Here is a 26,594-nt window from a genome sequence, read left to right on the forward strand (position 1 = left end):
CGGCGGCTTCAAGCCGGACATCGCGGCCCCGGGCCAGGTGGTGACGGCGGCCCTGAGCAAGGGTTCGGAGTTCGCGGCGGACCCCCGCCTCGCGGCTCGCCTGCACCCGAGCGGCTGTTACGTGACGATCCAGGGGACGAGCATGGCGACGCCGTTCGTGGCGGGTCTGGTGGCGCTGATGCTGGCCCAGGAGCCGGCGCTGACCCCGGAGGACGTCCAGCAACGCCTCCGCACCACGGCCCGGCGGGACGCGGCGACCGGCCCGGTCTGGAACCCCCGCTACGGCTGGGGCAAGCTCGACGCGGCGACGATCCTGTCCGGGTGAGGCCGGGGCGTCCGTCAGAGCGGGTGGGTCTCCAGGTATTCGGTCCACACCTTCTTCGGCACGCACATCCGCCACGCCTCCACGACCAGCTCCCGCATCTCGCCGAGGTCGATCGCCGCCAGGCGGCACCGCACCCAGCGGAAGCGCAGGTCCGACGGCTCCGGCAGCAGGAACTTGCCGGGCTCCCCGGCGATCAGTGCTTCCCGCTGCTCGCGGGGGAAGGCGAACCCCATCAGGGTCTCGTCCGCCGAGAGGGCCACGAACACGATCTGCCCGACCCGGAACTTGATCCGGTCGCGCACCACCGCCTCGTAAGCACGCGGGAGGGTGGACGCGAACGCGCGGACGTCGTCACCGGTGACCATGCCACCATTCTCCCGCGGAACGCGGAACCGGCGGCGCACCATCCCCGGGTGCGCCGCCGGTCCCGGGTCACGCCCGGCAGGTGCGGCCGCGGTTCACGCAGTTCACCAGGCCGTTCATGATCCGCTGCGACATCACGTTGGCGAAGTCGTCGTGGTCGGACAGCGGGTTGTGCTTCTCCTGCGGGAAAGCGTCCACTTTGTACTGCTTCTTCAGCTGGATGTCCCGCGGGATGTCGTAGGTCAGCGAGATCTGCAGCTGCGGCACCGCCTTGAACCCCTTGCCGCACCGGCCGAACTGGTCCGGGAACACGATGTGCGTGCGGTGGTTGGCGCTGTCGGTGTTCTTGCCGTCCCAGCAGCTCGGGAAGGTGTGGATGCGCTTGACCTTGCTGCCCTGCGGGCAGATCGGGTACTTGTCGACCAGCCGGTTCTCGAAGCCGGTGCAGGTCCAGCTCGCCTTGGCGTTGGCGGGCCCGTTGGTCGACACCTTCGCGTCGCCGTAGAGCACGCGCAGGAAGCGCGGCATTGCCACGACCTTCCCGACCGGGCTGCCGCGGAAGGTGAGCTGCACCTTCTGCGGCCGCAGGATCTTGCCGTCGTTGCCGGGCAGCTCGTTGTTCTCGTCCTGCCCGGGCAGCGCGCCGCCGGCGGTGCTGCTCGGGGGCGGCGTCGGCGTTCCGGTGTCCTTGCCCGGCTTCGTCGTGCACGGCGCGAGACCGCCGAGGTCGCCCGGCTTCTGCGTGAACCGCCCGATCGCGATGGCGATCCGGTCGATGATCGCGGCGCGGCGGTCCTTGAGCGGGTTCAGGATGGCGTTGCGCACGAAGTCGGGGCCGCCCTGGCCCTGCGTCGCGGCGATGCGCTGGTTGGCCTCGTCGGCCTGGCTGTCGAGCTGGTCGAGGTTGCTGTCCACTTCGGCCATCGCCTGGTCGGGGATGTCGGCCAGCTTGCTGGCGACGTCCGGGCACGCGACCTGGACGGTCTTCGCCTCGCGGTCGGCCTGCGCCCGGTCGCCGTCGGGCTTCTTGGCCGGCTCGTTCTTCTCCTCTTCGCCGGTGTCGATCCGGACCACGGGCCAGAAGTAGGCGGACTTGTCGCCGTTCTTGCAGGTGGTCCCGGCCTTGACCAGGCTCTTGTTGTTCGAGTCGGCGTTCGTCGACAGGTTGCCCACGTAGTCGTGCAGGTGCTGGGCGCCGTTGCGGACGCCGGGCTGGGCGATGAAGTTGTCCGGGTTGAAGTGCTGGTTTTCGTTGCGGCCGCAGTCGACGGTGAACGTTCCCGTCGACGCGCCGGTGACCGGGCGCGGGTCGAACTGGTTCGGCTTCACCTTCAGGATGTCGACGAAGAAGGCGGGGTTCGCTTCGTCGGCGCTGGCTTCACCGGTGTTGCCGGTGGTCGTCGCGACGACGATGCCGCCGACGGCGATCGCGAGGGCGAGGCCGCCGGTCGCGATCTTCGTCCGGCGGGAAAGGCGATGCCGTCCTTGGGTGCGGGACATGGGGAAATCCTCCGGGTGTCGGGCTGGCGGGAACGCGCGACACTGAACGGGTACGAGCCCAGGCTCGTCCCGGACAGGCGGGGTTCTTGCGGGTGTGTGCGGGATGTGTCGGCAGGAACGAAACCCGGCTGGTCCACTGACCCGACATCAGTGGGTGCGCGCCCACCTGCCCGTGGCCGCGCCGTCAACCGGCTGGTTATCGTTCCGTTATGGACGCTACACGGGCGCTTGACACCGGGCAAGAAGTTCTTTTCGACAGTTACGAACCGTCAGGCCGGGTTCGCGTCTGCGTAGCGAAAGAGGCTGTTGACCTGCGGATTCGCTGCCCGCGGCAGGCTCGTGGAAAAAAGTTTGAACCGAAGTGAACCGGCATCCGTATCCCTCGGTGAGACCGGTCGAATGCCCGCAGCGCGGACGGCGTCGTGAATTGCCGCGAAATGCGGGAATGGCGCTTTTGGCGGCCGATTCACGGCAGCGACGACCAGCCGCTCGCGGCGCCACGGCTCGTATTCGCAGGCCACGATCTCCGCTCAGGTGGGCGGGCGGTGCCCGGCGGCGAGTCCCGTGGCCCGCCAGGCGTCGCGGGTGACAGCGAGCGGGTTAACGCACTCGGCGATCACGCTGACGCCCGTCCGGAGCAGATCGCCGGCGACCTCCCGGGCGACCACGTACCCAGCCGCCCCCAGCGGCGGCTCCGGCGGGGTGCTGCGCAGGATCGCCTGCTCGATCGTGTCGACCCGCAGGAAGGCGAAGCCGGTGCGGCGCGCCGGTTCCACGGCGACGGTCGTCTTCCCGGTCGCGGGCAGGCCGCCGAGCACGATCGGCACGGGGGACACCGGACGATGATCGCAGGTTCCCGGGTCAGGACGCTTCCCGGTGGGCGAGCAGGCTGCGCCGCAGGGTCGCGAGGGCGCGGTGCTGGGCGACGCGGACCGCACCGGCGCTGCCGAGGCCGACCGCGGCCGCCGTTTCCTCCGCCGTCATGCCGAGGATGATCCGCAGCACCAGGATTTCGCGCTGGCGCGGCGGCAGCGTGTCGAGCAGCCCGGACGACCAGTCGAGGGCCGCGGAGCGCTCGACCTCCTCGCCCGTCGGGTCCGCGCCGCCCGAGCGGCCGGCCGGCGGTTCGGCGACCGGGCTGGTGCGGTCGCGCGCCCGGCGGCGGTGGAAGTCGGACACCTTGTGCGCGGCGATGCCGAAGACGAACGGCACGAAGCCGTCGGGTTCGTGGCGGTACTCCGGCAGGGCGCGCACGATCGCCAGCAACACGTCCTGGGCGCAGTCTTCGGCGTCCGACGAACCGTCCTGCCAGGTGCGCAGCCGGCCCAGGCAGTAGCGGAAGACGATCGGCCGCAGCGCGCGCAGGAGCCCGGCCACCGCGGCGCGGTTGCCCTGGATCGCCGCCCGGACGAGCACCGGGTCGAGGGCGAACGTCGCCGTGGGCGTGGGACCACCCTCGGCGGAGTGCGGCGGCATCGGCCCTCGCCCCCTCTTTCGGCTGAATCGGCAACGGACGGTTACGACGCTAAGTCACTCCGCGTGGCCGCCACACCGGCCGGGCGGCCGTCCCGAACCGGGTCTTCCGGCCCTGGTCCGGATCGGCTCGATGTGCCTTCCCGCCGCGGTCGCGGGTGGCCGGGCCGAACGGCCCTATCGGCGGACCGGGTGAACCGATCACGCTGGTGGCCGGGGATTTTTCACAGGAGAAACACAGGGACGCGATGGTGGACGAAGTGGGCTTCGGGCTGCTGCTGGACCGGCAGCAGTGCCTCGCCTTGCTGCGGACGGCGAGCCTCGGCCGGGTGATCTACACCCACCGGGCGATGCCGGCGGTGCGCCCGGTGCGCTTCACGGTCGTCGACGACGCCGTGGTGTTCGCCGTCCCGCCCGGCAGCCCCCTGTACGCCGGCGCGCGCGACGCCGTCGTCGCCTTCGAGGTCGACGAGTTCGCCGCCGACCTGGGCGCCGGCTGGTACGTCAGCCTGCTGGGCCGCGCCACCGAGTCCGGCGCCGTCGACCTCACCTGCCCGTGCCCGGCGCCCGCCCGCGCCGGCCACCGGTTCCTGCGCGTCCCGGCGGAGACCATCAGCGGTCACCGCCTCGCGTGCCACGCGGAGTGATTTCCCGATCGCCGTAACGGAGGGGCGCTCGCCATCGACCCACCGGATGGACGAACCGGATTGGGCCGACACGGGCAGTGGCCTGTGGGACCCTTGACGGCCCGGGGCAGGCCCGGGACTCGGGCGGAACCAGCGGGGTCGACGGGACGTGGCGGACGAATTCAGCATGCCGGCGATCCTGGCCGCCGTGGGCGGCATCGCCCGCGAGCTGGAGCTGCCCACGCTGCTGACCCGCGCGGTGACGGCGACGTGCGAGCTGCTCGGCGCCCGGCGCGGGCGGCTGGACCTGGCCGAGAACGGCACCGCCGACTACGGCCGGGGCGCGCTCGGCCCCGGCGCGGTCGAGCTGCCGGTCCGCGCGGGCGCGGAGACCTTCGGGACGCTCGCCGTCGAGCCCGGGGCGGGGCGCGAGTTCGGCCGCCGCGAACGCGAGGTGCTCGGCGCGCTCACCGCGGCCACCGGGATGGCCGTCGAGAAGGCCCTGCTCGTCGACCAGATGCGCCGCCGCGAACGCTGGCTGGAGGCGTCCTACGACGTCACCCGCGCGCTGCTCTCGGCCCAGGACCTGCGGGCCACGCTGCGGCTGGTCGCCGAACGCGCCCGGGTCGTCGCCGGCGGGACGGCCGGCGCGATCGCCCGGCCCGACGGCCCCGGCCGGCTCGTGTTCGACGTCGTCGAGCCGCCGGGCGAGGACGCCGACCGGCTGATGGGGATGACCGTGCCCGTCGAAGGCACCGCCACCGGCATGGCCTTCGCCACCCGCCGCCCGGTCGTGGTCCGCGACTACGGCGAGCGCGTGCAGGAGCAGCAGCGCGAGCACGCCGGGCCGATTCCCGCGATGGTCAAGGACCTCGATTCGGCGATCTCGGTGCCGCTGATCGTCGGCGAGGAGACGCTCGGGGTGCTGGTGGTCGCGAAGTTCCGCGACCGCTCGCCGTTCACCGAGTCCGACGTCCAACTGGCCGAGACCTTCGCCGGGCACGCCGCGCTCGCCGTCGAGTTCTCCCGGGCGCAGGAAGCGCGCCAGCAGCTGGCGGTGTTCGCCGACCGCGACCGGATCGCCCGCGACCTGCACGACCTGGTCATCCAGCGGCTGTTCGCGACCGGGCTCGGGCTGGAGGGGGTCAGCAGGCTGATCGCCGACGCGGGGGTCGCCGCGCGCGTGGCCGGGTTCGCCCAGGACCTCGATGGCACGATCCGGGAGATCCGCAACAGCATCTTCTCGCTCCAGGCGCCCGCGCAGGCGCAGGGCAGCCTCCGCTCGGAACTGCTGCGGGTGGCCGTGGACGCGCGGGACGCGCTGGGCTTCGAGCCGCGCGTCGGCTTCGACGGGCCGCTGGACGCCGCGGTGCCGGAGGCGGTCCGCTCCGACCTGATCGCGTCGCTGCGGGAAGCGCTGACGAACGTCGCCCGGCACGCCGGCGCGAAGTCGTCGTCGGTCGAGGTCACGGTGGACCGGCTCGGCCGGCGGCTGACGCTGGTGGTGCGCGACGACGGGACCGGCCCGCCGGCGGAGGCGGGCCGGATCAGCGGCCTGGCCAACCTCGCCTCGCGGGCGGCCCGGTGGGGCGGCCACTGCGTGCTGGCGGCGGGCGAGGACGGCGGGTCGCGGCTGGAATGGACGGCGGAGCTGCCGGCGATGACCGGCGAGCAGGGGAGTGGACGATGACGATCGCGGTGTTCCTGCTGGACGACCACGAGCTGGTCCGGACCGGGCTGAAGACCGTCTTCGAGCCCGAAGCCGACATCGAGGTGGTCGGGGAGGCGGGGACGGCGGCCGAGGCGCTGGTGCGGATCCCGCAGGCCCGCCCGGACGTGGCCGTCCTCGACGTCCGGCTGCCCGACGGCGAGGGCGTGGCGGTGTGCCGGGAGATCCGGTCCACCGTGGACCCGCCGCCCGCCTGCCTGATGCTGACGTCCTATTCGGACGACGAGGCGCTGTTCGGCGCGATCATGGCGGGCGCGGCCGGGTACATGCTCAAGCAGGTGTCCGGGCGGTCGCTGATCGAGGCCGTCCGCACGGTCGCCGCGGGCGGCTCGCTGCTGGACGCCACGCTGACCGCGTCGGTGATGAACAAGCTGCGCGGTGAGGACGTCGCAGCCCCCGACCCGCGGTACGAGCAGCTCAGCCCGCAGGAGCGGCGGGTACTGGACCTGGTCGCGGAGGGCCTGACCAACCGCCAGATCGCCGAGCGGCTGTTCCTGGCCGAGAAGACGGTGAAGAACTACGTCTCCTCGGTGCTGCACAAGCTCGGCGTCGAGCGGCGCACCTCGGCGGCGGTGTACATGTCCCAGCGGCGGGCCGAGCCCGGACGATCGGGCTGAATTCCCGACCGATCGGACGAAACCGGTGGGGCGTTCGACGTATCCAGCCACCGATGGAGTACACCTGTCGGGTGACGCACGAAGTGGCGTGCGCCGACAGAGGGGACGACATGGCGGGGTTGTCGGGCGGGGACTATGTCACGCGGCAGATCAGGGCACTCGCGGACGCCGTGCGCCGCGAAGGGGCCGGCGGCCTCGGCACGCGCAGCTTCCAGCTGGCCGAGCACCTGGCGGCGGAGGGAGGCGTCCACCGCGGCGACATCATGACGGCCACGGCCACGCTCCTGGCGATGACGGCCTGGTGCGACGGCGAGGTCGAGGCGGCCCGCCGCTTCGCGGAGCTGGCCGGAGAACACGACGAGGAGTCCCGCGAGCTGGTGACCCACCTGCTGCGCCTGGAGGCGGGCGCGGACCGCGGCTGGCTGCCGCGCGACCAGGCGGAGGCGTTGCTGGAGTACGCCCGCCGGGAGCGCCGCGGCGACCTGGCGACTCGGGTCCGCGCACTGGCGGGTGTCCGCCGCGGCCGGCACCGGCGGGAGGACTAGCTCGTCGGGGCCCACGCGACGGCCAGCACGGGAACGCGGTGGTCGCCGTGTCCCCGGCAAGGAAGCCCTGATCCTCAACCGGCCCGAAGCCACGATGGCCGCGCTGCGTGCCGGGCCCGGCGCACCCCGGTCGAAGAGGTGCTGGACATTCTGGACGGCGAGCCGGCCAGCCGGGTCGGCGGTGCTCGCCGGCAGCGCCTAGACCGTGAGCGGGCAGTCCGGGTCGGCCAGCCGATCCGGGTCGACGGTCCGTCCACTGAGGATCAGCTCGCGCACCGCGTCGAGGCCTTCGTCCCACTTGTTCACGTGCAGTCCCGCGACCACCCGGCCGCCGGTCAGCCAGAACGCGTGGAAGGCCTCGGCGTCGCCGCGGGTGACGACGCGGTCGTAGCCGCCGGGCGGGAACCAGCCGGTGAACTCCATCCCGGCGTCGTACTGGTCGGAGAAGAAGTACGGCAGGTCGTCGTGGACCACTTCGCGGCCGAGCATCGCCAGCGCCGCCGCCGGGCCGCCGTTGGTCGCCGCGGCCCAGTGCTCCACGCGGATCCGGCGCCCGTAGCGCTCCTGCCACACGCCGGCGACGTCGCCCGCCGCGAACACGTCCGGGTCCTCCGTGCGTAGACCCGCATCGACGAGGACGCCGTCGTCGGCGGCCAGGCCCGCGTCGGCGGCCAGCTGCGTCTCCGGCCGGGCGCCGATGCCGACGACGACCACGTCGGCCGGGATCTCGCCGTCGTCGGTCAGCACCGCCGAGACCGCGGATTCGCCCGCGAAGCCCGTCACGCCGGTGCCGAACCGCAGCTCGACGCCGTGGCGGCGGTGCAGGTCGGCGAAGTACCCGCCCAGCTCCGGCCCGAGCGTGGCGTGCAGCGGGGCCGGTCCGGGCTCGACGATCGTGACCGGGCAGCCGTAGTGGCGCGCGGCCGCGGCCGTCTCCAGGCCGATCCAGCCCGCGCCGGCCACGACGACCCGGCCGCCGGCTTTCAGCGCGTCCCGCAGCCGGTCGGCGTGCGCGAGCCGGCGCAGGTAGTGGACGCCGTCGAGGTCGTTGCCGGGCACCCGCAGCCGCCGCGGCGAAGCCCCGGTCGCCAGCAGCAGCTTCGTGTAGCCGAGGCGTTCGCCGCCGGCCAGTTCCAGCTCGTGCGCCGCCCGGTCCAGCGCGGTGGCGCGCCGCCCGGTCAGCACCTCGATGCGGTGCTCGGCGTACCACTTCTCGTCGTGGACGAACACCGACGCGCGGTCGTCCTGGCCGAGCAGGTAGCCCTTCGACAGCGGCGGCCGCTCGTAGGGCAGGTCCGGTTCGGCGCCGACGAGGACGATGCGCCCCTCGAAGCCCTCGGCGCGCAGGGTTTCCGCGGCCTTCGCGCCGGTGAGCCCGGCGCCGGCGATGACGTAGGTGTCCATCAGGCGATCACGCCGGTGAGGGCGAAGAACTCCTGCCGCGTCTTGGGTTCCTCGCGCAGCAGGCCGTGCAGTGACGACGTCACGGTCAGCGCGCCGCTCGCCCGCACCCCGCGCAGGGACATGCACAGGTGCTCGGCCTCGATCACGACGCCGACGCCCTTGGGGGCCAGGTGCTCCTGGAGCCAGTCCGCGACCTGCTTGGTCAGCCGCTCCTGCACCTGCAGGTCGCGCGCGAACATCTCGACGACGCGGGCGAGCTTGGACAGCCCGAGGATCCGCTCGCCGGGCAGGTAGCCGACGTGCGCGAACCCGCGGAAGGGCAGGAGGTGGTGCTCGCACAGCGACTGCACCGGGATGCTCTTCGCCAGCACGAGCTCGTCGTAGCCCTCGTCGTTGGGGAAGGTCGTCAGCTGGAAGTCCCGCGGCTGCAGCATTTCCGCGTAGGCGTTGGCCACCCGCCGGGGCGTGTCGCCCAAGTGCTCCGACGACGGGTCCTTGCCGAGGGCCCGCAGCAGGTCGGCGACCGCGCGCTCGGCCGCGTGCAGGTCGACGGCGTCGCGGTCGTGGACGACACCGAGGTGCCGCAACGGGGTCGGTGCGCTGACGGGTTCGACGGTCACGGGGGTGCCTCCTTCTAAAATCAAGACGCACCGACGTTAGAAGCCTCGAGGGGTTTTCGTCAACAGTCATTTGTTTTAGAATGCGCTGATGCACGAAACCCAGGCTGTGGCCGCGGTCGCAGCGCTCGACGAGCCGACCCGGCGCCGGTTGTACGAGTACGTGGTCCGCCGCCCGGAGCCGGTGAGCCGCGACGACGTCGCCGAGGCGCTCGGCGTGCCCCGCGCGACGGTGGCGTTCCACCTCGACCGCCTCGTGGAGGAGCAGCTGCTGGTGGTGGGCCACGAGCGCCGGACGGGCCGGAGCGGGCCGGGGGCGGGCCGCCCGGCGAAGCTGTACCGGCGGTCCGACCGGCAGGTGAGCATTTCGCTGCCCGAGCGCCAGTACGAGCTGGCGGGCCGCCTGCTGGCGGCGGCGGTGGAGGAGGCCGACGAGACCGGCGCTTCACCGCGGGAGATCCTGGCGAGACGCGCCCGCGCACAGGGGGAGGAGCTGGCCGCGGGGGCGCGCGACATCGTGCGCACGCTGGAGGAGAACGGCTTCGAACCGCGTACCGAGGACGGCGAGGTGCTGCTGGCGAACTGCCCGTTCCACCGGCTGGCCGAGGCCCACACGCGGCTGGTGTGCGAGATGAATCTCGGGCTGGTCGAAGGAATGCTGGCGGGCGTGGGGGAGCGGGGGCTGCGGGCCCGGCTGGACCCGCGGCCGGGGTGCTGCTGCGTCCGCCTGGCGGCGGACTGAGCGGAGTGCGCCGAGGTGGCGTTCGGTGCCGCTGACGCACCGAACGCCACCGGGGACCAGTGTCGCTACCTCGGCGGGACCTCGCCGAGCCGTCCGGCCACGCCGGTCGTGATCGCGCTCGCGCCCAGTTCCGTGCCCGGCTTGAGCCACCGCTCCTCCGGTTCCGCGCCGGCGATCGTGCGCTCGCCGATGAACCCGCCCGTCGCCGGGTCGATGATCAGCTGCCGGATCTCGTGCCGGTCGTCCAGCCCGAGCGCGACACCGGTCCGGCCGTCCAGGTTCGTCGACGCGGCCAGGACCGTGATGCCCGGGATCTTCGCCAGCGCCCGGTACCACTGCGCCCGCAGCGCAGCCGGCATCTGGCCCGCGCGGAGGATCTCGATGCCGAAGTGGAACATCGCCGACGGCGTCGAGCCGCGGCCCTTCGTCAGCTGCTGCAGCTTCGCGTACAGCGCCGCCGGGTCGTGGGGCAGTGCCGCGTAGAACGCCGGGCTGTCCCAGTCGGTCGCGTCGCCGCACTTCTTGGCCGGCTTGGCCTTCGGGAAGAAGTCGCCGCAACGGCCCTGCCACTGGCCCTGGTCCGTCTTCGTGAGCTCCGGCTCCGGGGCCTGCGACTGCGGCACCGAACCGCCGAGGAACTTCCCGGTGTTGAGGATCTTGCGCGTCTCCTGCCAGACGTCGTTCTCGTTCGCGGGGATCCAGCGGTCGATCTCCTGCTCCCACAGGTACGTGTAGCCCGTGCCGTCGCCGGTCTGGACGCCGCGCCGCACCCACGTGTGCTCGGCGACGTACCGGAACTGCCCCGGCCCGACGGGCTGGTCGGCCGCGCCGACGGTCAGGTCCGCCGCCCGGGTCAGCACCTGGACCGCCGACATCAGGCGGACGTCCGGGGCCGCCGCGGTCGGGACCGTGGTCACCGGCGGTGCGGCGGCCGGGCCGGGAGCCGGCGGACGCTGCTGGACCACGACCACGGTCACCGCGGCCACGCCCGCCGCCACGGCCGCGATCGGCAGCGCGAGCCGACGCCGGTGCCGCGGGACGGCCGGCTCGGCGTCGAGTTCGGCCAGCAGCCGGGCCCGGGCCGGGGCCAGGTCGGCCGGTGCGGTGCGGGCTTCGCGGTGGAGCAGCTCGAGGGTCTCGTCGAGCTCGTTCATGACTGGTTCTCCTCGGTGGGGACGAGCTGGGCCTGGAGCCGGTGGCGCACGCGGTGCAGGCGCGAGCGCACCGTGCTCGCGGGCACGCCGAGCGCCTCGGCGACTTCGGCCGGTTCGAGACCGGCCCAGGACGTGAGCAGCAGGACGTCGCGGTCCTGTTCGGACAGTGCGGCGAGCTCGGTGGCGAGCACGCGCAGGCGCGCCGCCGCGTCGACCCGGCCGGCGACCGTGGTGTCGTGGTTCTCGGCCGGGCGGTCTTCGACACCCGCCTTCGCGGTCAGCCGGAACCCGCGAACCTCCTGGCGCACGTGGTTGCGCAGCAGGTTGGTGGCGATGCCGTAGAGCCAGCCGCGGATCGGCGCCTTCGCCGGGTCGTAGCTCGCCCGTCTTCGCAGCGCGACGACGAACGTCTCCGCCACGAGGTCGTCGGCGGCGTGCACGCCCACCCGGCCCGCGAGGTAGCCGCGCAGGGGAGGGGCGTACTCGTCGAAGAGCCGCGCGAAGATCTCCTTCGGATCCCGTGCGGCGAGGTCGGGCCGGTCCAGCCGTTCGACGATTCTGGTCACGGTACTGGTTGTCGCGGCCCGCCGCGCCCGTCCCTGGCCACCCATCCGGATGAGACGCACGCCACAATCCGGGAACACGGCGGCGGCCTGCGGACAACACCCGGTATGCGCAGGAGGAACGCGATGGTGCTCGCCGGGACGTGCGCCGCCGCGGTGGTGGCGATACTGGCGGTGGCCGCCGCGGTGCGACCGCCGGGGCCGGCCGAAGCCGGATCGCTGCCGGTGGTCCCGCCGTCGTTGACGACGAGCGTGGCCACGACGGCGACCGCGGCGCCGGCGCAGGCGCTGCCCACCGGCGTCGAGCTCGCGCACCTGGTGCCCGGGAAGCTGAGCGTGCTCGTCCACGACCGCGAAACCGGCCGGGACCTCGTCTCCCACCGGCCGGACGCGCCGTACCCGGCCGCGGCGCTGGTCAAGCTGCTCATCGCGCTCGAAGCGCTGCGGCAGGGCGAGCCCGCGGGCGCCGTCGCGGAGATGCTCTCGCGCAGCGACGACGCGATCGCGAGCAGGCTGTGGGCCGAACTGGGCGGCCCCGCGATCGTGACCGGCTGGGCCGCGCGGATCGGCATGACTTCGACCCGCCCGCCCGCCGATCCCGGTCGGTGGGGCAGCACCGTGGTCACCGCCGCCGACCTCGCGCGGTGCTACCGGTACCTGCTCGACGCCGCTCCCGTCGCGACCCGGCAGATCGTCCTGCGGGCCCTCGACAGCACGGCCCGCCGCGGCGCGGACGGGTCCGAGCAGCTCTTCGGCGTCCCGGCCGCGGTCACCGCCACCGACTGGGCGGTGAACCAGGGCTGGTCGTGCTGCGACCCGGACCGCACCCTGCACACCAGCGGGGTGGTCGCCGGCCGCCGGTACGTCGTGGTCGTGCTGACCGCCCAGCCGGCCGCCACGAGCCGGGCGGACGGCACCCAGCGCGTCACCGCGGTCGTGAAAGCGCTCTCTCGTCCGTTCGGGTGGTCCTGACGCGGCGCGGGGCGTCCGGACCGCGCCGGTTCGGCGGTACCGTCTCGGGGGTGAGACGGTACGACGTGGAGGGGGCCAGGGTGGTGGACCGGGCGAAGCCGGGGGAGCAGACGAGGACTCCCCTGCCGGGGCCGCGGCAGCCGAGCCTGGCCGACGTCGCCGGGATGGCGGGTGTCTCGCACATGACCGTTTCGCGCGTGGTCAACGAGAGCGGGCCGGTGCGCCCGGAGACCCGCGAGCGGGTCCTCGCCGCCGTGCAGAAGCTCGGCTACCGGCCCAACACGGCCGCGCGGGCCCTGGTCACCGGCCGGTCCGGCACGCTCGGTGTGGTCGCGCTCGAGTCCAATCTCTACGGACCGGCGAGCACGCTCTACGGGATCGAGAACGCGGCCCGCGAGGCCGGGTACGGCGTGGCGATCTGCAGCGTGACGCGGCCGGGCCGGACGTCGATCGGCGACGCGGTGGAGAGCCTGCGGCGCCAGGCGGTGGAGGGGATCGTGGTGATCGCCCCGCACGTGACGGCCGGGCGCGCCCTCGAGGCGGCCCCCGCGGACATCCCCCTGGTGGCGGTCGGCGGCGGCGAGGCGGCGCCGGTCCCGGTGATCTCGGTCGACCAGTACGACGGCGCCCGCCGTGTCACCGAGCACCTGCTGTCCCTGGGGCACCGGACGGTCTGGCACCTGGCCGGCCCGGAGGACTGGCTGGAGGCCCGCGACCGCGAGCGAGGCTGGCGCGAGACGCTGGAGGGGCGCGGATTGCGAGTACCGGCGGTGGTCCGCGGCGACTGGAGCCCGCGGTCGGGCTACGAGGCCGGCCGGGCGCTGGTGGGCAAGCGCGGGCTCAAGGCGGTGTTCTCGGCCAACGACCAGATGGCGCTGGGCCTGCTGCGCGCGTTCACCGAGGCGGGCATCCGGGTGCCGGAGGACGTGCAGGTCGCCGGGTTCGACGACGTGCCGGAGGCGGAGTACTTCACGCCGCCGCTGACCACGGTGCGCCAGGACTTCATCGAGGTCGGGCGGCGGACGTTCGGGCTGCTCGAGGAACGGATGGCCGGTGGGGACGCCGGGGCTCGGCATCTGGTGGCGGCCGAGCTGGTGGTGCGGGAGAGTACTCGGGCTCGGTGATCCCGGCTTTCCTGGTGGGTGTGTCTTGCTGCTCGGGTGTGTTTCGCGACCCCGATGCCCGATTGTGACTACGGCCGGCGGTGCCGTGTCAAGGCGGGAAAGCGTGCCTTGACACGGCGCCGCCGGCCGTGTTGGGGCTTCGGATCGGGGTTGCGGGGGGTGTGGGTCTTGCTGCCCGTGCCAAGCCCGCCCTGCGGGGCCAACCCCCACCCGGCCAACCCCGCCCGGCCAACCTCATTGCTCGGCCGCGCAAGCGATCCTCCGGCGGTTCCGCTCCCGAATTCCCTTTCGCCCGAATGCTGTTAGCGCTAACAAGACCACCGCACTGATCCATCCTGGTGTTGTATCTTGACCGCTTCTGTTCGGTCGGCAATGGTTCGTGTTCGATTGTGGTCCCCGCGCTTCAGGAGGCTCCGCATGCGCTCCCGCCGCCGTTGTCGGACGCTGTTCACCGTCCTTCTCGCCGCCCTGCTCGCCTTCGCCGGGGTCGCCGTTCCCCAAGCCGCCGCCGCGCCTCCTCCGCGCCCCACCCACACCGTCACCTACGACGGCTACTCCTTCCTCGTCGACGGCTCGCGCACCTACCTCTGGTCCGGGGAGTTCCACTCCTACCGGCTCCCCAGCCCCGACCTCTGGCTCGACATCTTCCAAAAGATGAAGGCCGCCGGCTTTAACGCGACCTCTCTGTACTTCGACTGGGGCTACCACTCGCCGAAGCAGGGCGTCTACGACTTCAGCGGCATCCGGGACCTCGACAAGCTCCTCGACCTGGCTCAGCAAGCCGGCCTCTACGTCATCGCTCGGCCCGGGCCTTACATCAACGCCGAGGTCGATGGGGGTGGCTTTCCCACCTGGCTGTCCACCACGCCCGGCCACACCCGCAGCGCCGACCCCGTCTACCTCGAGTACTCCGACGAGTGGCAGACGCAGATCGACCGGATCATCGCCCGTCACCAGCTCACCACCGGTACCGGCAGCGTGCTCGCCTACCAGGTCGAAAACGAGTACTACAACGGCAACGCCGACGGTCGCGCCTACATGCAGCACCTCGAGGACAAGGCGCGCGCCGACGGGATCACCGTTCCGCTGGTCGGCAACAACAACGGGACCTTCAACGCCGGGGCCGCCGCGCTCGACGTCGATGCTGCCGACTCCTACCCGCAGGGCTTCGACTGCTCGAACCCCACGCGGTGGAACGGTGTTCCCGACATCAGCTACGACCACGTGCCCGGCAAGCCGCTGATCACCGCCGAGTTCCAGGGTGGCGCCTTCGACCCGTGGGGCGGCCCCGGCTACGAGAAGTGCGCCCAGCTGATCAACGACCAGTTCGCCGACGTCTTCTACAAGCAGAACATCGCCGTCGGCGCCACCGGGCAGAGCTTCTACATGCTGCACGGTGGCACGTCCTGGGGCTGGAGCGCGATTCCGCAGAACTACACCTCCTACGACTACGGCGCCGCGATCACCGAAGGCCGCCAGTTCGACCCGAAGTACGCCGAAGACAAGCTGATCGGCTACTTCACCCAGTCCGTCGCCCCGCTGACCAAGACCGACGGCCTGGCCGGCGCGCCGCTGACCGACCCGGCCCTCACCGACACCGCGCGGATCAACCCCGACACCCGCACGCAGTTCCACACCCTGCGCCACAGCGATTCGACGTCGACCGCCACCAACACCACCAGAGTCGCGCTGGACCTGGCGGAACACGCCGGGTACACCTACGACGACCGCGCCACCGAGGTCGGCTACACCGGGACGTGGAGCCACGTCGGCCCCGAAGTCGACTACACCGGTGGCGACTACCAGCACACCGAGTCGTTCTCGAACGTCACCGGCGACAGCGTCAGCATTCCCTTCACCGGCACCGGGATCCGCTGGGTGACTTCGAAGGACCCGAGCCACGGCATCGCCGACGTCTACCTGGACGACACGAAGGTCTCCTCGGTCGACCTCTACGCCGCCGGCAAGCAGAACCAGGTCACCGGCTACGAGGTCCGGGACCTGCCCGCCGGGGCGCACACGCTGAAGATCGCCGTCACCGGGCAGAAGAACGCCAAGGCCACCGCACCCTACGTCGTGGTGGACGCGGTCGACCTGCTCTCCGGCAGCACCGACTACTACCCGGTCGTGCCGCAGCAGCCCGGCACCGGCATCACGCTGAACGGGCGGCAGTCGAAAATCCTCGTCGCCGGCTACGACCTCGGTGCGTCGCGGATGCAGTACTCGACGTCGGAAATCATGACCAGCGCCGCCATCGGCAACCGGGATGTCGCGGTGCTCTACGGCGACCAGGGCGGGCCGGGGGAGACCGTGCTGCGGTTCGCGAAGCAGCCGGCCGTCCAGGTCCTCGGCGGCGCGGCCACGTCCACTTGGGACGCCGCCCGGGGCGACCTGCGGCTGAACTACACCCACGACGGCCTGACCCGCGTGCTCGTCACCGCGCCCGGCGCGCGGCCGCTGCTCCTGCTGCTCGCGGACAAGGCTACCGCGGCGACGTTCTGGCGTCAGGACACCGCGTCCGGCCCGGTGCTGGTCCGCGGCACCCACCTGGTCCGGACCGCGGCCGAGCAGTACGGCACCCTGAGCCTGACCGGCGACACCGGAACCGACGGCGCGTTCGAGGTCTTCGGCACGGCGAAAGCGGTGCTGTGGAACGGTTCCCGGGTGCCGGTGCAGTCGACTTCGAGCGGCAGCCTCAACGGAACGGCGCCGGCCGCGAAGGCCGTCACGCTGCCCGCCCTGACCGGTTGGAAGCACCAACAGGAGTCGCCGGAGAGCCAGGCGGCCTTCGACGACTCCGCGTGGCCGGTGGCGGACAAGGAAACCTCCAACAGCTCGACCGCGCTCGGCACGAAACCCGTCCTGTTCGCCGACGACTACGGCTTCCACACCGGCAACACGTGGTACCGCGGCCACTTCACCGGCGACGGGAAGCAGACCGGGATCACGCTGTCGAGCCAGAGCGGCGGCCCGGCCGGCGCGTTCTCGGCGTGGCTCAACGGCGCCTTCCTCGGCAGCTCGACCAGCCCGCAGCACACCTTCACCTTCCCGGCGGGGTCGCTGCGCCAGGGCGACAACGAGATCTCCGTGCTCACCGTGAACATGGGCCACGAGGAGGACTACGGCGCCAGCAACGGCAACAAGGCCGCCCGCGGGCTCACCGCGGCCCGGCTCACCGGCACCCCGCTGACGTCGGTGACCTGGCGGCTGCAGGGCGTCCGGGGCGGCGAAACCGGCCTGGACCCGGTGCGCGGGCCGCTCAACACCGGCGGGCTCTACGGTGAGCGCGCGGGCTGGTCGCTGCCCGGGTTCCCGGACCGCGGCTGGGCACCGGCGTCGCTCCCGGCGCAGGACACGACCCCCGGTGTCTCGTGGTACCGCACTGCGGCGGATCTGGATTTGCCGCGCGGCCAGGACACCTCGCTCGGCCTGACCATCACCGACGACCCGGCGCGGCAGTACCGCGCGCTGCTCTTCGTCAACGGCTGGCAGCTCGGCCAGTACGTGAACTACCTGGGGCCGCAGCACAGCTTCCCGATCCCCACCGGCATCCTGAACCCGAACGGCCGCAACACGATCGCCGTCGCGGTGTGGAACCTCGACGGCAGCACCGGCGGCCTCGGCACGATCGCCTGGACGAACTACGGCAGCTACCGCTCGCCGCTGACCGTCCGGCAGAACGCCTCGCCCGGCTACGACCCCGCGCGGTACGCGATGCCGCCGGCACCGACGGCCGGGGTGTCGCTGACCGCGCCGGACACCGCCTCGGGCGGCCAGGCGTTCACCGCGTCGGCGACCGTGCGGGTGCCCGCGGGCGCGCCGCCCGCCTTCGACGTCAAGCCGGCGCTCACCGCTCCGGCGGGGTGGACGGTCGGTGCCGCGTCGCCGCCTTCGGTACCGCGGATCGACAGCGGGAAGTCCGCCACATTCACCTGGGCCGTGACTCCTCCCTCCACTGTGGACACCGCCGCGCTGAAGGTCGCGGTGGCCTACCGGCAGGCGGGCCGCGCGGGCTCGGTGACCGGGGAACGGATCGTGGGGGCCGTTCCGCCGGCGCCGCCCGCGGGGCAGGTGGCCGTCGGCTCGCTGCCGTTCCTCACCGCCACGAACGGCTGGGGCCCGGTGGAACGCGACACGAGCAACGGCGAAGCGAGCGCGGGCGACGGCAAGCCGATGACCATCGGCGGCGTGGCCTACGGCAAGGGGCTCGGCGCCCACGCGGCGAGCGACGTCCAGCTCTACTTGGCGGGCGCCTGCACCCGGCTGACGGCGTCGGTGGGTGTCGACGGCGAAACCGGCACCGGCGGCAGCGTGAGCTTCAGCGTCTCGGCCGACGGCGTCACGAAGGTGACGACGCCGGTGGTCCGGGGCGGGCAAGCGGCGGTCCCGGTCGACGTCGACGTCACCGGAGCCCAGGTGCTCGACCTGGTGGTCTCCGACGGCGGCGACGGCAACGGCCAGGACCACGCCGACTGGGCGGTGCCGACGCTGACCTGCGGCACCCCGCCCAGCCGGTGAACCCGGGTGGCCGGGCTCAGGGCAGCACGAGGCGGACGGCGAGCGCGGTGATCACCGCGCTCGACACGAGCGCCGTCACCAGCCGGCCCCGCGGGCCGGTCAGGACCCGCCCGAGCAACGCGCCGCCGCCGGCCAGGGCGGCTTGCCAGCTCGCCGACGCGGCGAACGCGGCGAGCACGAACACCACCTGGTCGAGGACGGGGACGGTGTCCCCGGCGCGATCGCCGACCACCAGGGCGGTGAAGTAGACGACCGTGGCCGGGTTGACCAGCGTGATGCCGAGCAGGCTCAGGTAGGCGCGGCCGGGCGCGAGCGGCGTCACCGGCCGGGTGGCCGGTGCGCGGTGGGAGCGCACCGCACGCAGGGCGCCGTGGGCGGCGAGGACGATCAGGACGGCCGCCGAGGCCCACCGCAGCGGCCCGGCGACCGGGGCGATGACGCCCGCGATCGCGGCCCCGCCGAGCACGGCGACCAGTGCGTACACCCCGTCGGCGGTCGCGACGCCGAGCGCCGCGGCGAGACCGGTCCGGAGTGACGTGCGGGCGCTGAGGGCCACCAGATACGTCCCCACGGCGCCGACCGGGATCGCGATGCCGTAGCCGGCGACCAGGCCGGCGAGCAGCGCGGCGCTCACGGCGCCGAGGTGATCGACCCCCGCGGACGGCCCGGCTGCTGCTGGACCGGCGCGGTGGTCGCGGCGACGGTCGGCAGGAGCGGGGTGCGATACGTGGTCATGCGCAGATCGTGACCGCCGCGGTGGGGGAGGGCAACCGCATTTCCAGCCGGTGGGCTCCGGGGAGCTGTGCTTGAATCGGCCCCGGGGAGGCACGCGAGCGAGAGAGGGCTTTCACGATGCGGGTCGACCTGAGCGGGAAGACGGCACTCGTCACCGGCTCCACCCAGGGCATCGGCGCGGCGATCGCGGCGGGCCTCGCCGCGGCGGGCGCGCGGGTCGCGATCAACGGCCGCAGCGAGACCGGCGTCCACCAGGCCATCGCGCGGCTGCGCGAGGACCTGCCGGACGCGGACTTCCTGCCGGCTCCCGGCGACGTGTCCGAGGAGGCCGGCGCGGCCCAGGTGGTCGAAGAGGTGCCGGACGCCGACATCCTGGTCAACAACCTCGGCATCTTCGGCGCCCGGGAGCCGCTGGACATCACCGACGCCGACTGGCGGCACTACTTCGAGGTCAACGTCCTGGCCGCGGTGCGGCTCACCCGCGCGTACCTGCCGGGCATGACCGACCGGGGCTGGGGCCGGATCCAGTACATCGCCAGCGATTCCGCGATCGTCATCCCGGCCGAGATGATCCACTATGGAGTGTCGAAGACGGCGCTGCTCGGCGTGTCCCGCGGGTTCGCCAAGCACGCGGCCGGCACCGGCGTCACGGTCAACGCCGTGATCGCCGGGCCGACCCACACCGGCGGTGTGGAGGACTTCGTCTACGAGCTGGTGGACAAGGACCTGCCGTGGGAGCAGGCCCAGCGCGAGTTCATGAAGCAGCACCGCCCGCAATCGCTGCTGCAGCGCCTGATCGAGCCCGAGGAGATCGCCCACCTGGTGGTGTACCTGAGTTCGCCGTTCGCGTCGGCGACCACGGGTGCGGCCGTGCGGGTGGACGGCGGGTACGTCGACGCGATCGTGCCCTGAGCCGTCACGGCGTGACCGGGACGTTCGTCAGCCCCGAGCGGGCGTTCGTCACCGTGTTCGACGCGTACACCACGTTCGGGTTCGCCGCGCACTTCGACACGGAGCTGATCTTGATCGCGTAGGCGCCCACGCCGCCGAGGTCGGACTTGTTGCCGCGCCAGACGTTCCCGCAGCCGTTGTCGAACGACGGGCTCGTGCTCGTGTTGTGGTTCTCGTAGCCGTTGGCGAACGTGCCGGGCGGGGCGAACGTGCCCGTGTTGCCTTCGATCGTGTAGCCGATGCCCTTGACGTCGATCCAGGAGTCCGCCGAGTTCTGGCCGGTGATGCCGCGGCCGTCGAAGGTGTTGCCGCGGATGACGCCGTCGAAGGTGCCTTCCTTGACGTCGATCGGCTCGGCGGCGATGAACGGGCCGATGTGGTTGTCCAGCACCTGGATCCGGTCGCCGCGGTCGACGCCGCCGGTGTTGCCGTGGCAGCCCCAGTTGGAGTTGGCCGAGCCGAGGTAGACGCCTTCGCCGTAGCCGGGCTGCACCAGGCCGGTGTAGGTGATCGTGGAGTTCTTCAGCACGCTGTCGGCCGACGAGCGCCGGAAGTGCACGGCCTCTTCGTCGATGTGGTGGACGGTGACGCCGTCGATGGTGGTGTGCGGCGAGTTGTCCGCGACGATGCCCTTCTTCGAATCCTGCACGGTGAACCCGCGCAGGGTCCAGTAGGGCGCGTTCGCGAGCCAGAGACCGTAGCCGGAGTCCCAGCCGGCGGTGGGTACCGGGCAGTCGGGGGCGTCGCCGGAGGGGCCGTCGTTGATCAGGACGGCGTTCGCCGGGCCGGACAGCGTGATCGGCCGGGCCGCGGTGCCGGCTTTCGTGGTGACGAAGGAACCGCGGTAGGTGCCGGCGGCGAGCCGGATCGCCTGGCCCGGGACGGCGTTCGCCAGCGCGGCCTGGAGCTGGGCGGCCGTGGCGACGTCGACGGTGTCGCCCGCGGGCGGGGCGGTGGTGGTCGACGTCGGTGTCGTCGTCGTGGCCGGGGTGGTGGGGGTCGTGGTCACCTGGCCGCCGCCGTCGCACGGGGCGCCGTTGACGGTGCAGCCGGTGGGGAGGCCGGCGCCGCTGACGTTGAAGCCGAAGTTCTCGGTGCCGCCGGGCGGGACCGTGCCGTTGAAGCCGGCGTTGGTGAACCGGTAGTGCTGCCCGGCCTGCGTGCGGACGCTGCTCCACGAGCTGCTGACGGCCGTGCCGGCGGGCAGGTCGAATTCGACGGTCCAGCCGGTGGCGGTGGTGTCGCCGCGGTTGGTGATCGTGTAGCCGCCGCCGTAGCCACCGGTCCAGACCGACGTCCGGGCGAAGGCGGCCGAGAGTTCCGCCCCGGCGGCCCGGGCGGACGGTGGCCCGCCGAGGGCGGTGACGGCGAGGACGGTGGAAACACTGACGGCGCCGAGGAAAACGGCGCGGCGGGACGAGGGGCGTGGGGACACCGATGGCCTCCGGAACAGCGGAACCTGCGGAGGTGTGCGGCGGACACCCGGACGTTTCCTTTATAGGTCACCGGCCCGAGCGCAGTCAACAGGATGAACAATGGTCACGTATGTGAACGCTGGGGCCCGTAACACTTTCCGGTGACGCCGAGCTGAAGAGACGTTCGACGGGGCATTCTCCCCGGTGAATCCCTTGGCCCACAGGGGAAAGCTCGGCGGAAGGAGAGCACGATGAACACCCGGATCGCTTCTTGGGCCACGGCCGTTGCACTCACGGTTTCCGCGGTCGTCGCCGCGGCCACGCCGGCGTCGGCGGACATGGTGCCGGGCAGCTCGACCCAGTTCTACGCGTACTGCTCGGTCGACCTGCTGGGGGTGCCGGTCGCCTGCACGCAGACGGACCAGGCGCACGCGTCGCACGTCTGCCAGTACGTGGCGACCCCGCTCGGCCTGGGACTGGACTGCATCCAGCGTTCGACGGCCTGACCGGCCGGGCCGGAGGGGACCTTCCCGTCGCGGGCGGGGAAGGTTCCCTCCGGCTTTGGTACGGGATCGGGACATTCCTGGGTCACACCTGTCGAACATCCCCGACGAACCGGCGATCTTCCCCGGACAGAGTGATCGGGTGCGCACCTGGCGCACCCGGTACCCGGAGGAGACCGATGGCCCGCATCCGCATCCCGCCCCTGGCCGCGGGGATCGCCGCCGCCGTGGCCGTGGCGCTCGCCGCCGCCTGCTGGGTCGTCTTCCCGCCCGAGACCGCCGGCCGGGCCTTCGCCGCCCGTCCGGACGTCGACCTCCCGCTGCCGTGGCCCGCCGGGGGCCAGGCGAGCGTCGAAGTCCAGAACCTGGGCTCGCTCGGCAGCCGCGGTGAGCAGCGGCCGGTGCCGATCGCCAGCGTCACCAAGGTCATGACCGCCTACGTGGTGCTCAAGGACCACCCGCTCGGCCCCGGCGAGGCCGGTCCGGAGATCACCGTCGACGAGCAGGCCGAGGCGGAGTCGACCTCGGCCGAGGAATCGAGCGCGCCGGTCCGTGCGGGACGCCGGCTGAGCGAGCGGGACCTGCTCGCCCTGATGCTCGTCCCGTCCGGGAACAACGTCGCCCGGCTGCTCGCCCGGTGGGACGCCGGCAGTCAGGAAGCCTTCGTCGCGAAGATGAACCGCGAGGCCGCCGCGCTGGGCATGACCAGCACCACCTACACCGGCGCCAGCGGCGTCGAAGACTCGACCACGAGCACCGCGACCGACCAGCTGCGGCTGGCCCGCGAGGCGATGAAGAACCCGGTGATCCGCGCCATCGTCGCCACGCCCAGCCTGCGGATCGACGGCGTGCCGGGCACGGTCGTCAACACGAACACCCTGCTCGGCCGAGACGGCGTCATCGGGCTGAAGACCGGCTCGTCCACCGCGGCCGGAGGGGCGCTGATGTGGGCCGCGCGGGCCGGCAACGGTGCGCTGATCCTCGGCGTCGTCCTGCACCAGAACCCGGGTGGGTCGCCGGCCGCCGGGCTGCGGGCCGCCCTGGAGAACAGCGCGACGCTCATCGCCGCGATCCAGCGCGAGCTCCCGGCGGTCACCCGATGACCGCGACGACCGAGCGGCCGGCCGCCACCGGTGCGACGTGGCGGCGGGGGCGGGTCACCGCCGCCTTCGCCGTCCTGACCGCGCTGCTGCTGCTCGCGCACCCGCTGGTGCCCAACTGGGTGGGCAACGCGGGGAGCCTGCTGGAGACGTTCCTGCCCTGGACCGGCCTGCTCGTCGTGCCGCTGCTGGTCGCGGCCCTGGTCCGGCGCGCCCCGCTCGCGCTGGTCGCCCTCCTGCTGCCGGTGCTGGCCTGGGGCGGGTCCTTCGGCGGCCGGCTGTTCGACAAGCGCTCGCCGGGCGGGGACCTCACGGTCGTCTCGCACAACGTCAACGACGAGAACCCCGACCCGGCGGGCACCGCGCGCGCCCTGGCCGCGGCGGGCGCGCAGGTGATCGCGCTCGAGGAACTGAAGAAGTCCGAGGTGCCGAAGTACGAGGACGCCCTCGCGGCGGGCTACCCGTACCACTCGGTCCAGGGCACGGTCGGGGTCTGGAGCACCTACCCGCTGCGCGACACGCGGCCGGTGGCGATCATGCCGTGGACCCGCGCGCTGCGGACCACTGTGGACACTCCGAAGGGTCCGGTGGCGCTCTTCGTGGCCCACCTGCCTTCGGTGCGGGTCCGGCTCGACGCCGGGTTCACCGCGAACGGCCGCGACGAGGCGATGGGCCTGCTGGCGGACGCCGTCGCCGCGGAATCCGCGCCGCGGACGGTGCTCGTCGGCGATTTCAACGGCACGGCGGACGACCGGGCGCTCGCGCCGATCACCGCCCGGATGCAGGCCGCGCAGGACGAAGCGGGCGACGGTTTCGGCTTCACCTGGCCGGCCGGCCTGCCGCTGGCGCGGATCGACCAGGTCTTCGTGTCGGGGGTGCGCCCGGTCGCGGCCTGGACGTTGCCCGCGACCGGCAGCGATCACCTGCCCGTCGCCGCCACGGTGGCGTTCTGACCCCGGGGCCGGGAGTCGTCGAAGGGGTGTGGTAAGCGCCCCGCGGGAGGCGCGAACATGCCGTTGAACACCGGGCGGTGCTGACGGGCGGTGAATTTCAAACGACGCTCCGCGCAGGTCGCGCCGTCGAATTCGTCGGCGGGCCGAGGTGAAGGGCGCGTGACTAGACCGTTACGCGACCCGGGGTTGACCCCGTGGGTGTTATCGCTAACACTAACTCCTCGTCGTCACCGGAACAGGTGACGCAGACCATGTCGGAGCGGACGGAAGGGGACGCCGGTGGCCGAACGACCCCGCTCCGGCGGCCCCGTCAAGGCGACCGCCGCCGGGACGCGGCAGCCCAGCCTGACCGACGTCGCGGGCGTGGCGGGCGTGTCCCACATGACCGTGTCCCGGGTGATCAACGGGACCGGCCCGGTGCGCCCCGAGACCCGGGCCCGGGTGCTCGCGGCCATCGAGGAACTGGGCTACCGGCCGAATTCGGCGGCCCGGGCGCTGGTCACCGGGCGGACCGGCACGCTCGGCGTCGTCGCGCTCGAGTCCAATCTGTACGGTCCGGCCAGCACGCTGTACGGCATCGAGAACGCCGCCCGGGAAGCCGGGTACGCGATCACCATCTCGAGTGTCAGCCGGCCGGGCCGGTCGTCGATCGCGGACGCGGTGGAGAACCTGCGCCGCCAGGCGGTCGAGGGCGTCATCGTGATCGCCCCGCACGTCAGCGCGGGCCGGGCGCTCGAAGCCGCGCCCGCGGACTTCCCGGTCGTCGCGGTCGGCGGCGGGGAGGCGGCACCGGTGCCGGTCATCTCCGTCGACCAGCGCGACGGTGCCCGCCGGGCCACCGAGCACCTCCTGGCGCTGGGCCACCGCATGGTGTGGCACATCGCCGGGCCGGAGGACTGGCTGGAGGCCCGTGACCGCGAGCTCGGCTGGCGGGAAACCCTGGAACGCCACGGCGTCGGGGCCCCGCGGGTGATCCGCGGCGACTGGAGCTCGCGCTCCGGGTACGAGGCGGGGCGATCCCTCGCCAAGGAAAAGGATCTGGACGCCGTCTTCGCCGGCAACGACCAGATGGCACTGGGCTTGCTGCGCGCGTTCGCCGAAGCGGGCATCTCGGTGCCGCGGGACGTGCGCGTGGCGGGCTTCGACGACGTCCCCGAGGCGGCGTACTTCACGCCGCCGCTGACGACGGTGCGCCAGGACTTCATCGAAGTCGGACGGCGTACGTTCGGCCTGCTGGCCGGGCGGATGGACGGAGGCGACCGGCACGCGCGCGCCCTGGTCGTCCCCGAGTTGATCGTGCGCGAGAGCACCGGACCGCGGTAGCGCGGCGGCCGGCGGGGGCCTGGTGGTTCCCGAGGGATTGTTAGCGCTAACACGCACCAGAGATCTCCACCCGAGTAGTCCCCACCCAGGTTTTCCCACTGATCATCGTCGATCGAGGAGTGAACGTGCTGAAGAAGCGATGGGCCGCCGCGGCGGCCGCGGCGGCCGGACTCGTGCTGCTCACCGCCTGCGGGAGTGGCGGTTCGTCCGGCGGTTCGTCCGGCGGGGCCGTCACGCTCGGCTTCGCCCAGGTGGGCGCCGAGAGCGGCTGGCGGACGGCGAACACGAAGTCGATCCAGGAGTCCGCCAAGACCGCCGGGATCGAGCTGAAGTTCTCCGACGCGCAGCAGAAGCAGGAGAACCAGATCTCCGCGATCCGCTCGTACATCCAGCAGAAGGTCAAGGTCATCGCCTTCTCGCCGGTCGTCGAGTCCGGCTGGGACACCGTCCTGAAGGAAGCCAAGACGGCCAACATCCCGGTCATCCTCACCGACCGCGCGATCGACTCGCCGGACAAGTCGCTCTACAAGACCTTCCTCGGCTCCGACTTCGTCGCCGAGGGCAAGAAGGCGGGGGAGTGGCTGACCAAGGAGTTCGGCAGCGCCACCGGCCAGGTGAACATCGTCGAGCTGCAGGGCACCACCGGCTCGGCCCCGGCGAACGACCGCAAGAAGGGCTTCGCGGACGTCATCGCGGCCGACCCGAAGTACAAGATCGTCGCCTCGCAGACCGGTGAGTTCACCCGCGCCAAGGGCAAGGAGGTCATGGAGGCCTTCCTGAAGTCCCAGCCCAAGATCGACGTCCTCTACGCCCACAACGACGACATGGCCCTCGGCGCCATCGAGGCCATCGAAGCCGCGGGCAAGGTCCCGGGCAAGGACATCAAGATCGTCTCCGTGGACGCGGTCAAGGACGGCATGCAGGCGCTGGCCGACGGCAAGATCAACCACATCGTCGAGTGCAACCCGCTGCTCGGCCCGCAGCTGATGGACCTGGTCAAGAAGGTCGCCGCCGGCGAGCAGGTGCCCGCCCGCATCGAGACCCAGGAAACCGAGTTCGACCAGGCGTCGGCCAAGGCCGCGCTGCCGCAGCGCCAGTACTGATCCTCGCCCCCGCGTCCACCCCGGAGCACACCAAATGCCTGAACCGCAGCCCATGGTGCGGATGAGCGGTATCCGCAAGGAGTTCCCCGGCGTCCTCGCCCTCGACGGGGTCGACTTCCGGATGTACCCCGGCGAAGTCCACATAACCTCCCGCAGGCCAAGATCTACACCGGTTCGTGCGCGGTGTCGGCGCGGGTCCGGCCGGTGTGGGAGGTGCCCGACCCGCTGTCCCTCGACCT

The 26,594-nt window shown here is 72.5% G+C and carries 25 protein-coding genes; 15 read left to right on the forward strand and 10 right to left on the reverse strand.

Going from position 1 to position 26,594, the window contains the following annotated elements; all coding sequences use genetic code 11:
* A partial coding sequence (locus ACWDN5_RS35965) for a S8 family serine peptidase (protein ID WP_449679418.1) occupies positions 1-325 on the forward strand: 325 nt, incomplete at its 5' end.
* Positions 326-339: 14 nt separating this feature from the next.
* On the opposite strand, the gene ACWDN5_RS35970 is transcribed toward ACWDN5_RS35965, so the two are convergent.
* The 4 genes from ACWDN5_RS35970 to ACWDN5_RS35985 all read right to left on the reverse strand — a co-directional run bounded on the left by ACWDN5_RS35970 (position 340) and on the right by ACWDN5_RS35985 (position 3,664).
* Entirely contained in the window at positions 340-690 is a 351-nt protein-coding gene (locus tag ACWDN5_RS35970; protein ID WP_310976263.1) for an MmcQ/YjbR family DNA-binding protein, read from the reverse strand.
* Between the two features lie 67 nt (positions 691-757).
* On the reverse strand, positions 758-2,188 hold the full coding sequence (locus ACWDN5_RS35975; protein ID WP_310976262.1) for a DUF1996 domain-containing protein: 1,431 nt from the start codon (positions 2,186-2,188) through the stop codon (positions 758-760).
* A gap of 530 nt (positions 2,189-2,718) precedes the next feature.
* Entirely contained in the window at positions 2,719-3,024 is a 306-nt protein-coding gene (locus ACWDN5_RS35980) for an AAA family ATPase (protein WP_310976261.1), read from the reverse strand.
* Between the two features lie 25 nt (positions 3,025-3,049).
* On the reverse strand, positions 3,050-3,664 hold the full coding sequence (locus ACWDN5_RS35985) for a sigma-70 family RNA polymerase sigma factor (protein ID WP_310976260.1): 615 nt from the start codon (positions 3,662-3,664) through the stop codon (positions 3,050-3,052).
* A gap of 245 nt (positions 3,665-3,909) precedes the next feature.
* Here ACWDN5_RS35985 and ACWDN5_RS35990 point away from each other — a divergent pair, with 245 nt between their 5' ends.
* The 4 genes from ACWDN5_RS35990 to ACWDN5_RS36005 all read left to right on the forward strand — a co-directional run bounded on the left by ACWDN5_RS35990 (position 3,910) and on the right by ACWDN5_RS36005 (position 7,178).
* Positions 3,910-4,308 carry a pyridoxamine 5'-phosphate oxidase family protein gene (locus ACWDN5_RS35990; protein WP_310976259.1) on the forward strand — a complete coding sequence of 133 codons (399 nt, stop codon included), beginning with the start codon at positions 3,910-3,912 and terminating at the stop codon, positions 4,306-4,308.
* Positions 4,309-4,474: 166 nt separating this feature from the next.
* Complete coding sequence (locus ACWDN5_RS35995; protein ID WP_449679432.1) at positions 4,475-5,977, forward strand: sensor histidine kinase; 1,503 nt, start codon at positions 4,475-4,477, stop codon at positions 5,975-5,977.
* A complete protein-coding gene (locus ACWDN5_RS36000) occupies positions 5,974-6,633 on the forward strand; it encodes a response regulator transcription factor (protein ID WP_310976258.1) in 660 nt (219 codons plus the stop codon). Before ACWDN5_RS35995 ends, ACWDN5_RS36000 begins: the two co-directional genes overlap by 4 nt.
* A gap of 53 nt (positions 6,634-6,686) precedes the next feature.
* Entirely contained in the window at positions 6,687-7,178 is a 492-nt protein-coding gene (locus tag ACWDN5_RS36005) for a hypothetical protein (RefSeq protein ID WP_310976257.1), read from the forward strand.
* A gap of 198 nt (positions 7,179-7,376) precedes the next feature.
* Here the strand turns inward: ACWDN5_RS36005 and ACWDN5_RS36010 are convergent, their stop codons facing one another.
* A complete protein-coding gene (locus ACWDN5_RS36010; RefSeq protein WP_449679419.1) occupies positions 7,377-8,582 on the reverse strand; it encodes an NAD(P)/FAD-dependent oxidoreductase in 1,206 nt (401 codons plus the stop codon).
* Entirely contained in the window at positions 8,582-9,202 is a 621-nt protein-coding gene (gene folE / locus ACWDN5_RS36015) for a GTP cyclohydrolase I FolE (RefSeq protein WP_449679420.1), read from the reverse strand. The genes ACWDN5_RS36010 and folE overlap by 1 nt, the downstream gene beginning before the upstream one ends.
* 88 nt (positions 9,203-9,290) lie before the next feature.
* Here folE and ACWDN5_RS36020 point away from each other — a divergent pair, with 88 nt between their 5' ends.
* Positions 9,291-9,941, forward strand: coding sequence for a helix-turn-helix transcriptional regulator (locus tag ACWDN5_RS36020; RefSeq protein WP_449679421.1), 651 nt, complete (start codon positions 9,291-9,293; stop codon positions 9,939-9,941).
* A gap of 65 nt (positions 9,942-10,006) precedes the next feature.
* Here ACWDN5_RS36020 and ACWDN5_RS36025 read toward each other — a convergent pair whose 3' ends face one another.
* Both ACWDN5_RS36025 and ACWDN5_RS36030 read right to left on the reverse strand, forming a co-directional pair.
* On the reverse strand, positions 10,007-11,095 hold the full coding sequence (locus ACWDN5_RS36025; RefSeq protein ID WP_449679422.1) for a CU044_5270 family protein: 1,089 nt from the start codon (positions 11,093-11,095) through the stop codon (positions 10,007-10,009).
* Positions 11,092-11,661 (reverse strand): RNA polymerase sigma factor, encoded by a 570-nt coding sequence (locus ACWDN5_RS36030; protein ID WP_449679423.1) that lies wholly within the window; start codon positions 11,659-11,661, stop codon positions 11,092-11,094. Before ACWDN5_RS36030 ends, ACWDN5_RS36025 begins: the two co-directional genes overlap by 4 nt.
* Before the next feature lie 105 nt (positions 11,662-11,766).
* On the opposite strand from ACWDN5_RS36030, the gene ACWDN5_RS36035 reads away from it, so the two are divergent.
* The 3 genes from ACWDN5_RS36035 to ACWDN5_RS36045 all read left to right on the forward strand — a co-directional run bounded on the left by ACWDN5_RS36035 (position 11,767) and on the right by ACWDN5_RS36045 (position 18,272).
* On the forward strand, positions 11,767-12,630 hold the full coding sequence (locus tag ACWDN5_RS36035) for a hypothetical protein (protein ID WP_449679424.1): 864 nt from the start codon (positions 11,767-11,769) through the stop codon (positions 12,628-12,630).
* Between the two features lie 80 nt (positions 12,631-12,710).
* Positions 12,711-13,754 (forward strand): LacI family DNA-binding transcriptional regulator, encoded by a 1,044-nt coding sequence (locus ACWDN5_RS36040; RefSeq protein ID WP_310976305.1) that lies wholly within the window; start codon positions 12,711-12,713, stop codon positions 13,752-13,754.
* A gap of 417 nt (positions 13,755-14,171) precedes the next feature.
* Complete coding sequence (locus ACWDN5_RS36045; protein ID WP_449679425.1) at positions 14,172-18,272, forward strand: beta-galactosidase; 4,101 nt, start codon at positions 14,172-14,174, stop codon at positions 18,270-18,272.
* A gap of 16 nt (positions 18,273-18,288) precedes the next feature.
* Here the strand turns inward: ACWDN5_RS36045 and ACWDN5_RS36050 are convergent, their stop codons facing one another.
* Positions 18,289-18,906: a LysE/ArgO family amino acid transporter gene (locus tag ACWDN5_RS36050; protein WP_310976250.1), complete on the reverse strand. Its 618-nt coding sequence runs from the start codon at positions 18,904-18,906 to the stop codon at positions 18,289-18,291.
* Between the two features lie 218 nt (positions 18,907-19,124).
* Here ACWDN5_RS36050 and ACWDN5_RS36055 point away from each other — a divergent pair, with 218 nt between their 5' ends.
* Entirely contained in the window at positions 19,125-19,919 is a 795-nt protein-coding gene (locus tag ACWDN5_RS36055) for an SDR family NAD(P)-dependent oxidoreductase (RefSeq protein WP_449679426.1), read from the forward strand.
* Positions 19,920-19,923: 4 nt separating this feature from the next.
* On the opposite strand, the gene ACWDN5_RS36060 is transcribed toward ACWDN5_RS36055, so the two are convergent.
* Positions 19,924-21,393: a cellulose binding domain-containing protein gene (locus ACWDN5_RS36060; protein WP_449679427.1), complete on the reverse strand. Its 1,470-nt coding sequence runs from the start codon at positions 21,391-21,393 to the stop codon at positions 19,924-19,926.
* A 231-nt stretch (positions 21,394-21,624) separates the two neighbouring features.
* Here ACWDN5_RS36060 and ACWDN5_RS36065 point away from each other — a divergent pair, with 231 nt between their 5' ends.
* The 5 genes from ACWDN5_RS36065 (at position 21,625) to ACWDN5_RS36085 (ending at position 26,355) form a co-directional block, all read left to right on the forward strand.
* Positions 21,625-21,879: a hypothetical protein gene (locus tag ACWDN5_RS36065; RefSeq protein ID WP_449679428.1), complete on the forward strand. Its 255-nt coding sequence runs from the start codon at positions 21,625-21,627 to the stop codon at positions 21,877-21,879.
* Positions 21,880-22,055: 176 nt separating this feature from the next.
* Positions 22,056-22,979: a D-alanyl-D-alanine carboxypeptidase family protein gene (locus ACWDN5_RS36070; protein WP_449679429.1), complete on the forward strand. Its 924-nt coding sequence runs from the start codon at positions 22,056-22,058 to the stop codon at positions 22,977-22,979.
* On the forward strand, positions 22,976-23,929 hold the full coding sequence (locus ACWDN5_RS36075; protein ID WP_449679430.1) for an endonuclease/exonuclease/phosphatase family protein: 954 nt from the start codon (positions 22,976-22,978) through the stop codon (positions 23,927-23,929). Before ACWDN5_RS36070 ends, ACWDN5_RS36075 begins: the two co-directional genes overlap by 4 nt.
* A gap of 279 nt (positions 23,930-24,208) precedes the next feature.
* Positions 24,209-25,252 (forward strand): LacI family DNA-binding transcriptional regulator, encoded by a 1,044-nt coding sequence (locus tag ACWDN5_RS36080; protein WP_449679431.1) that lies wholly within the window; start codon positions 24,209-24,211, stop codon positions 25,250-25,252.
* Between the two features lie 119 nt (positions 25,253-25,371).
* Positions 25,372-26,355, forward strand: a complete 984-nt coding sequence (locus ACWDN5_RS36085) for an ABC transporter substrate-binding protein (RefSeq protein ID WP_310976244.1) — start codon at positions 25,372-25,374, stop codon at positions 26,353-26,355.
* Positions 26,356-26,594: the final 239 nt, after the last annotated feature.

It is taken from the genome of Amycolatopsis sp. NPDC003731 (assembly GCF_053586895.1).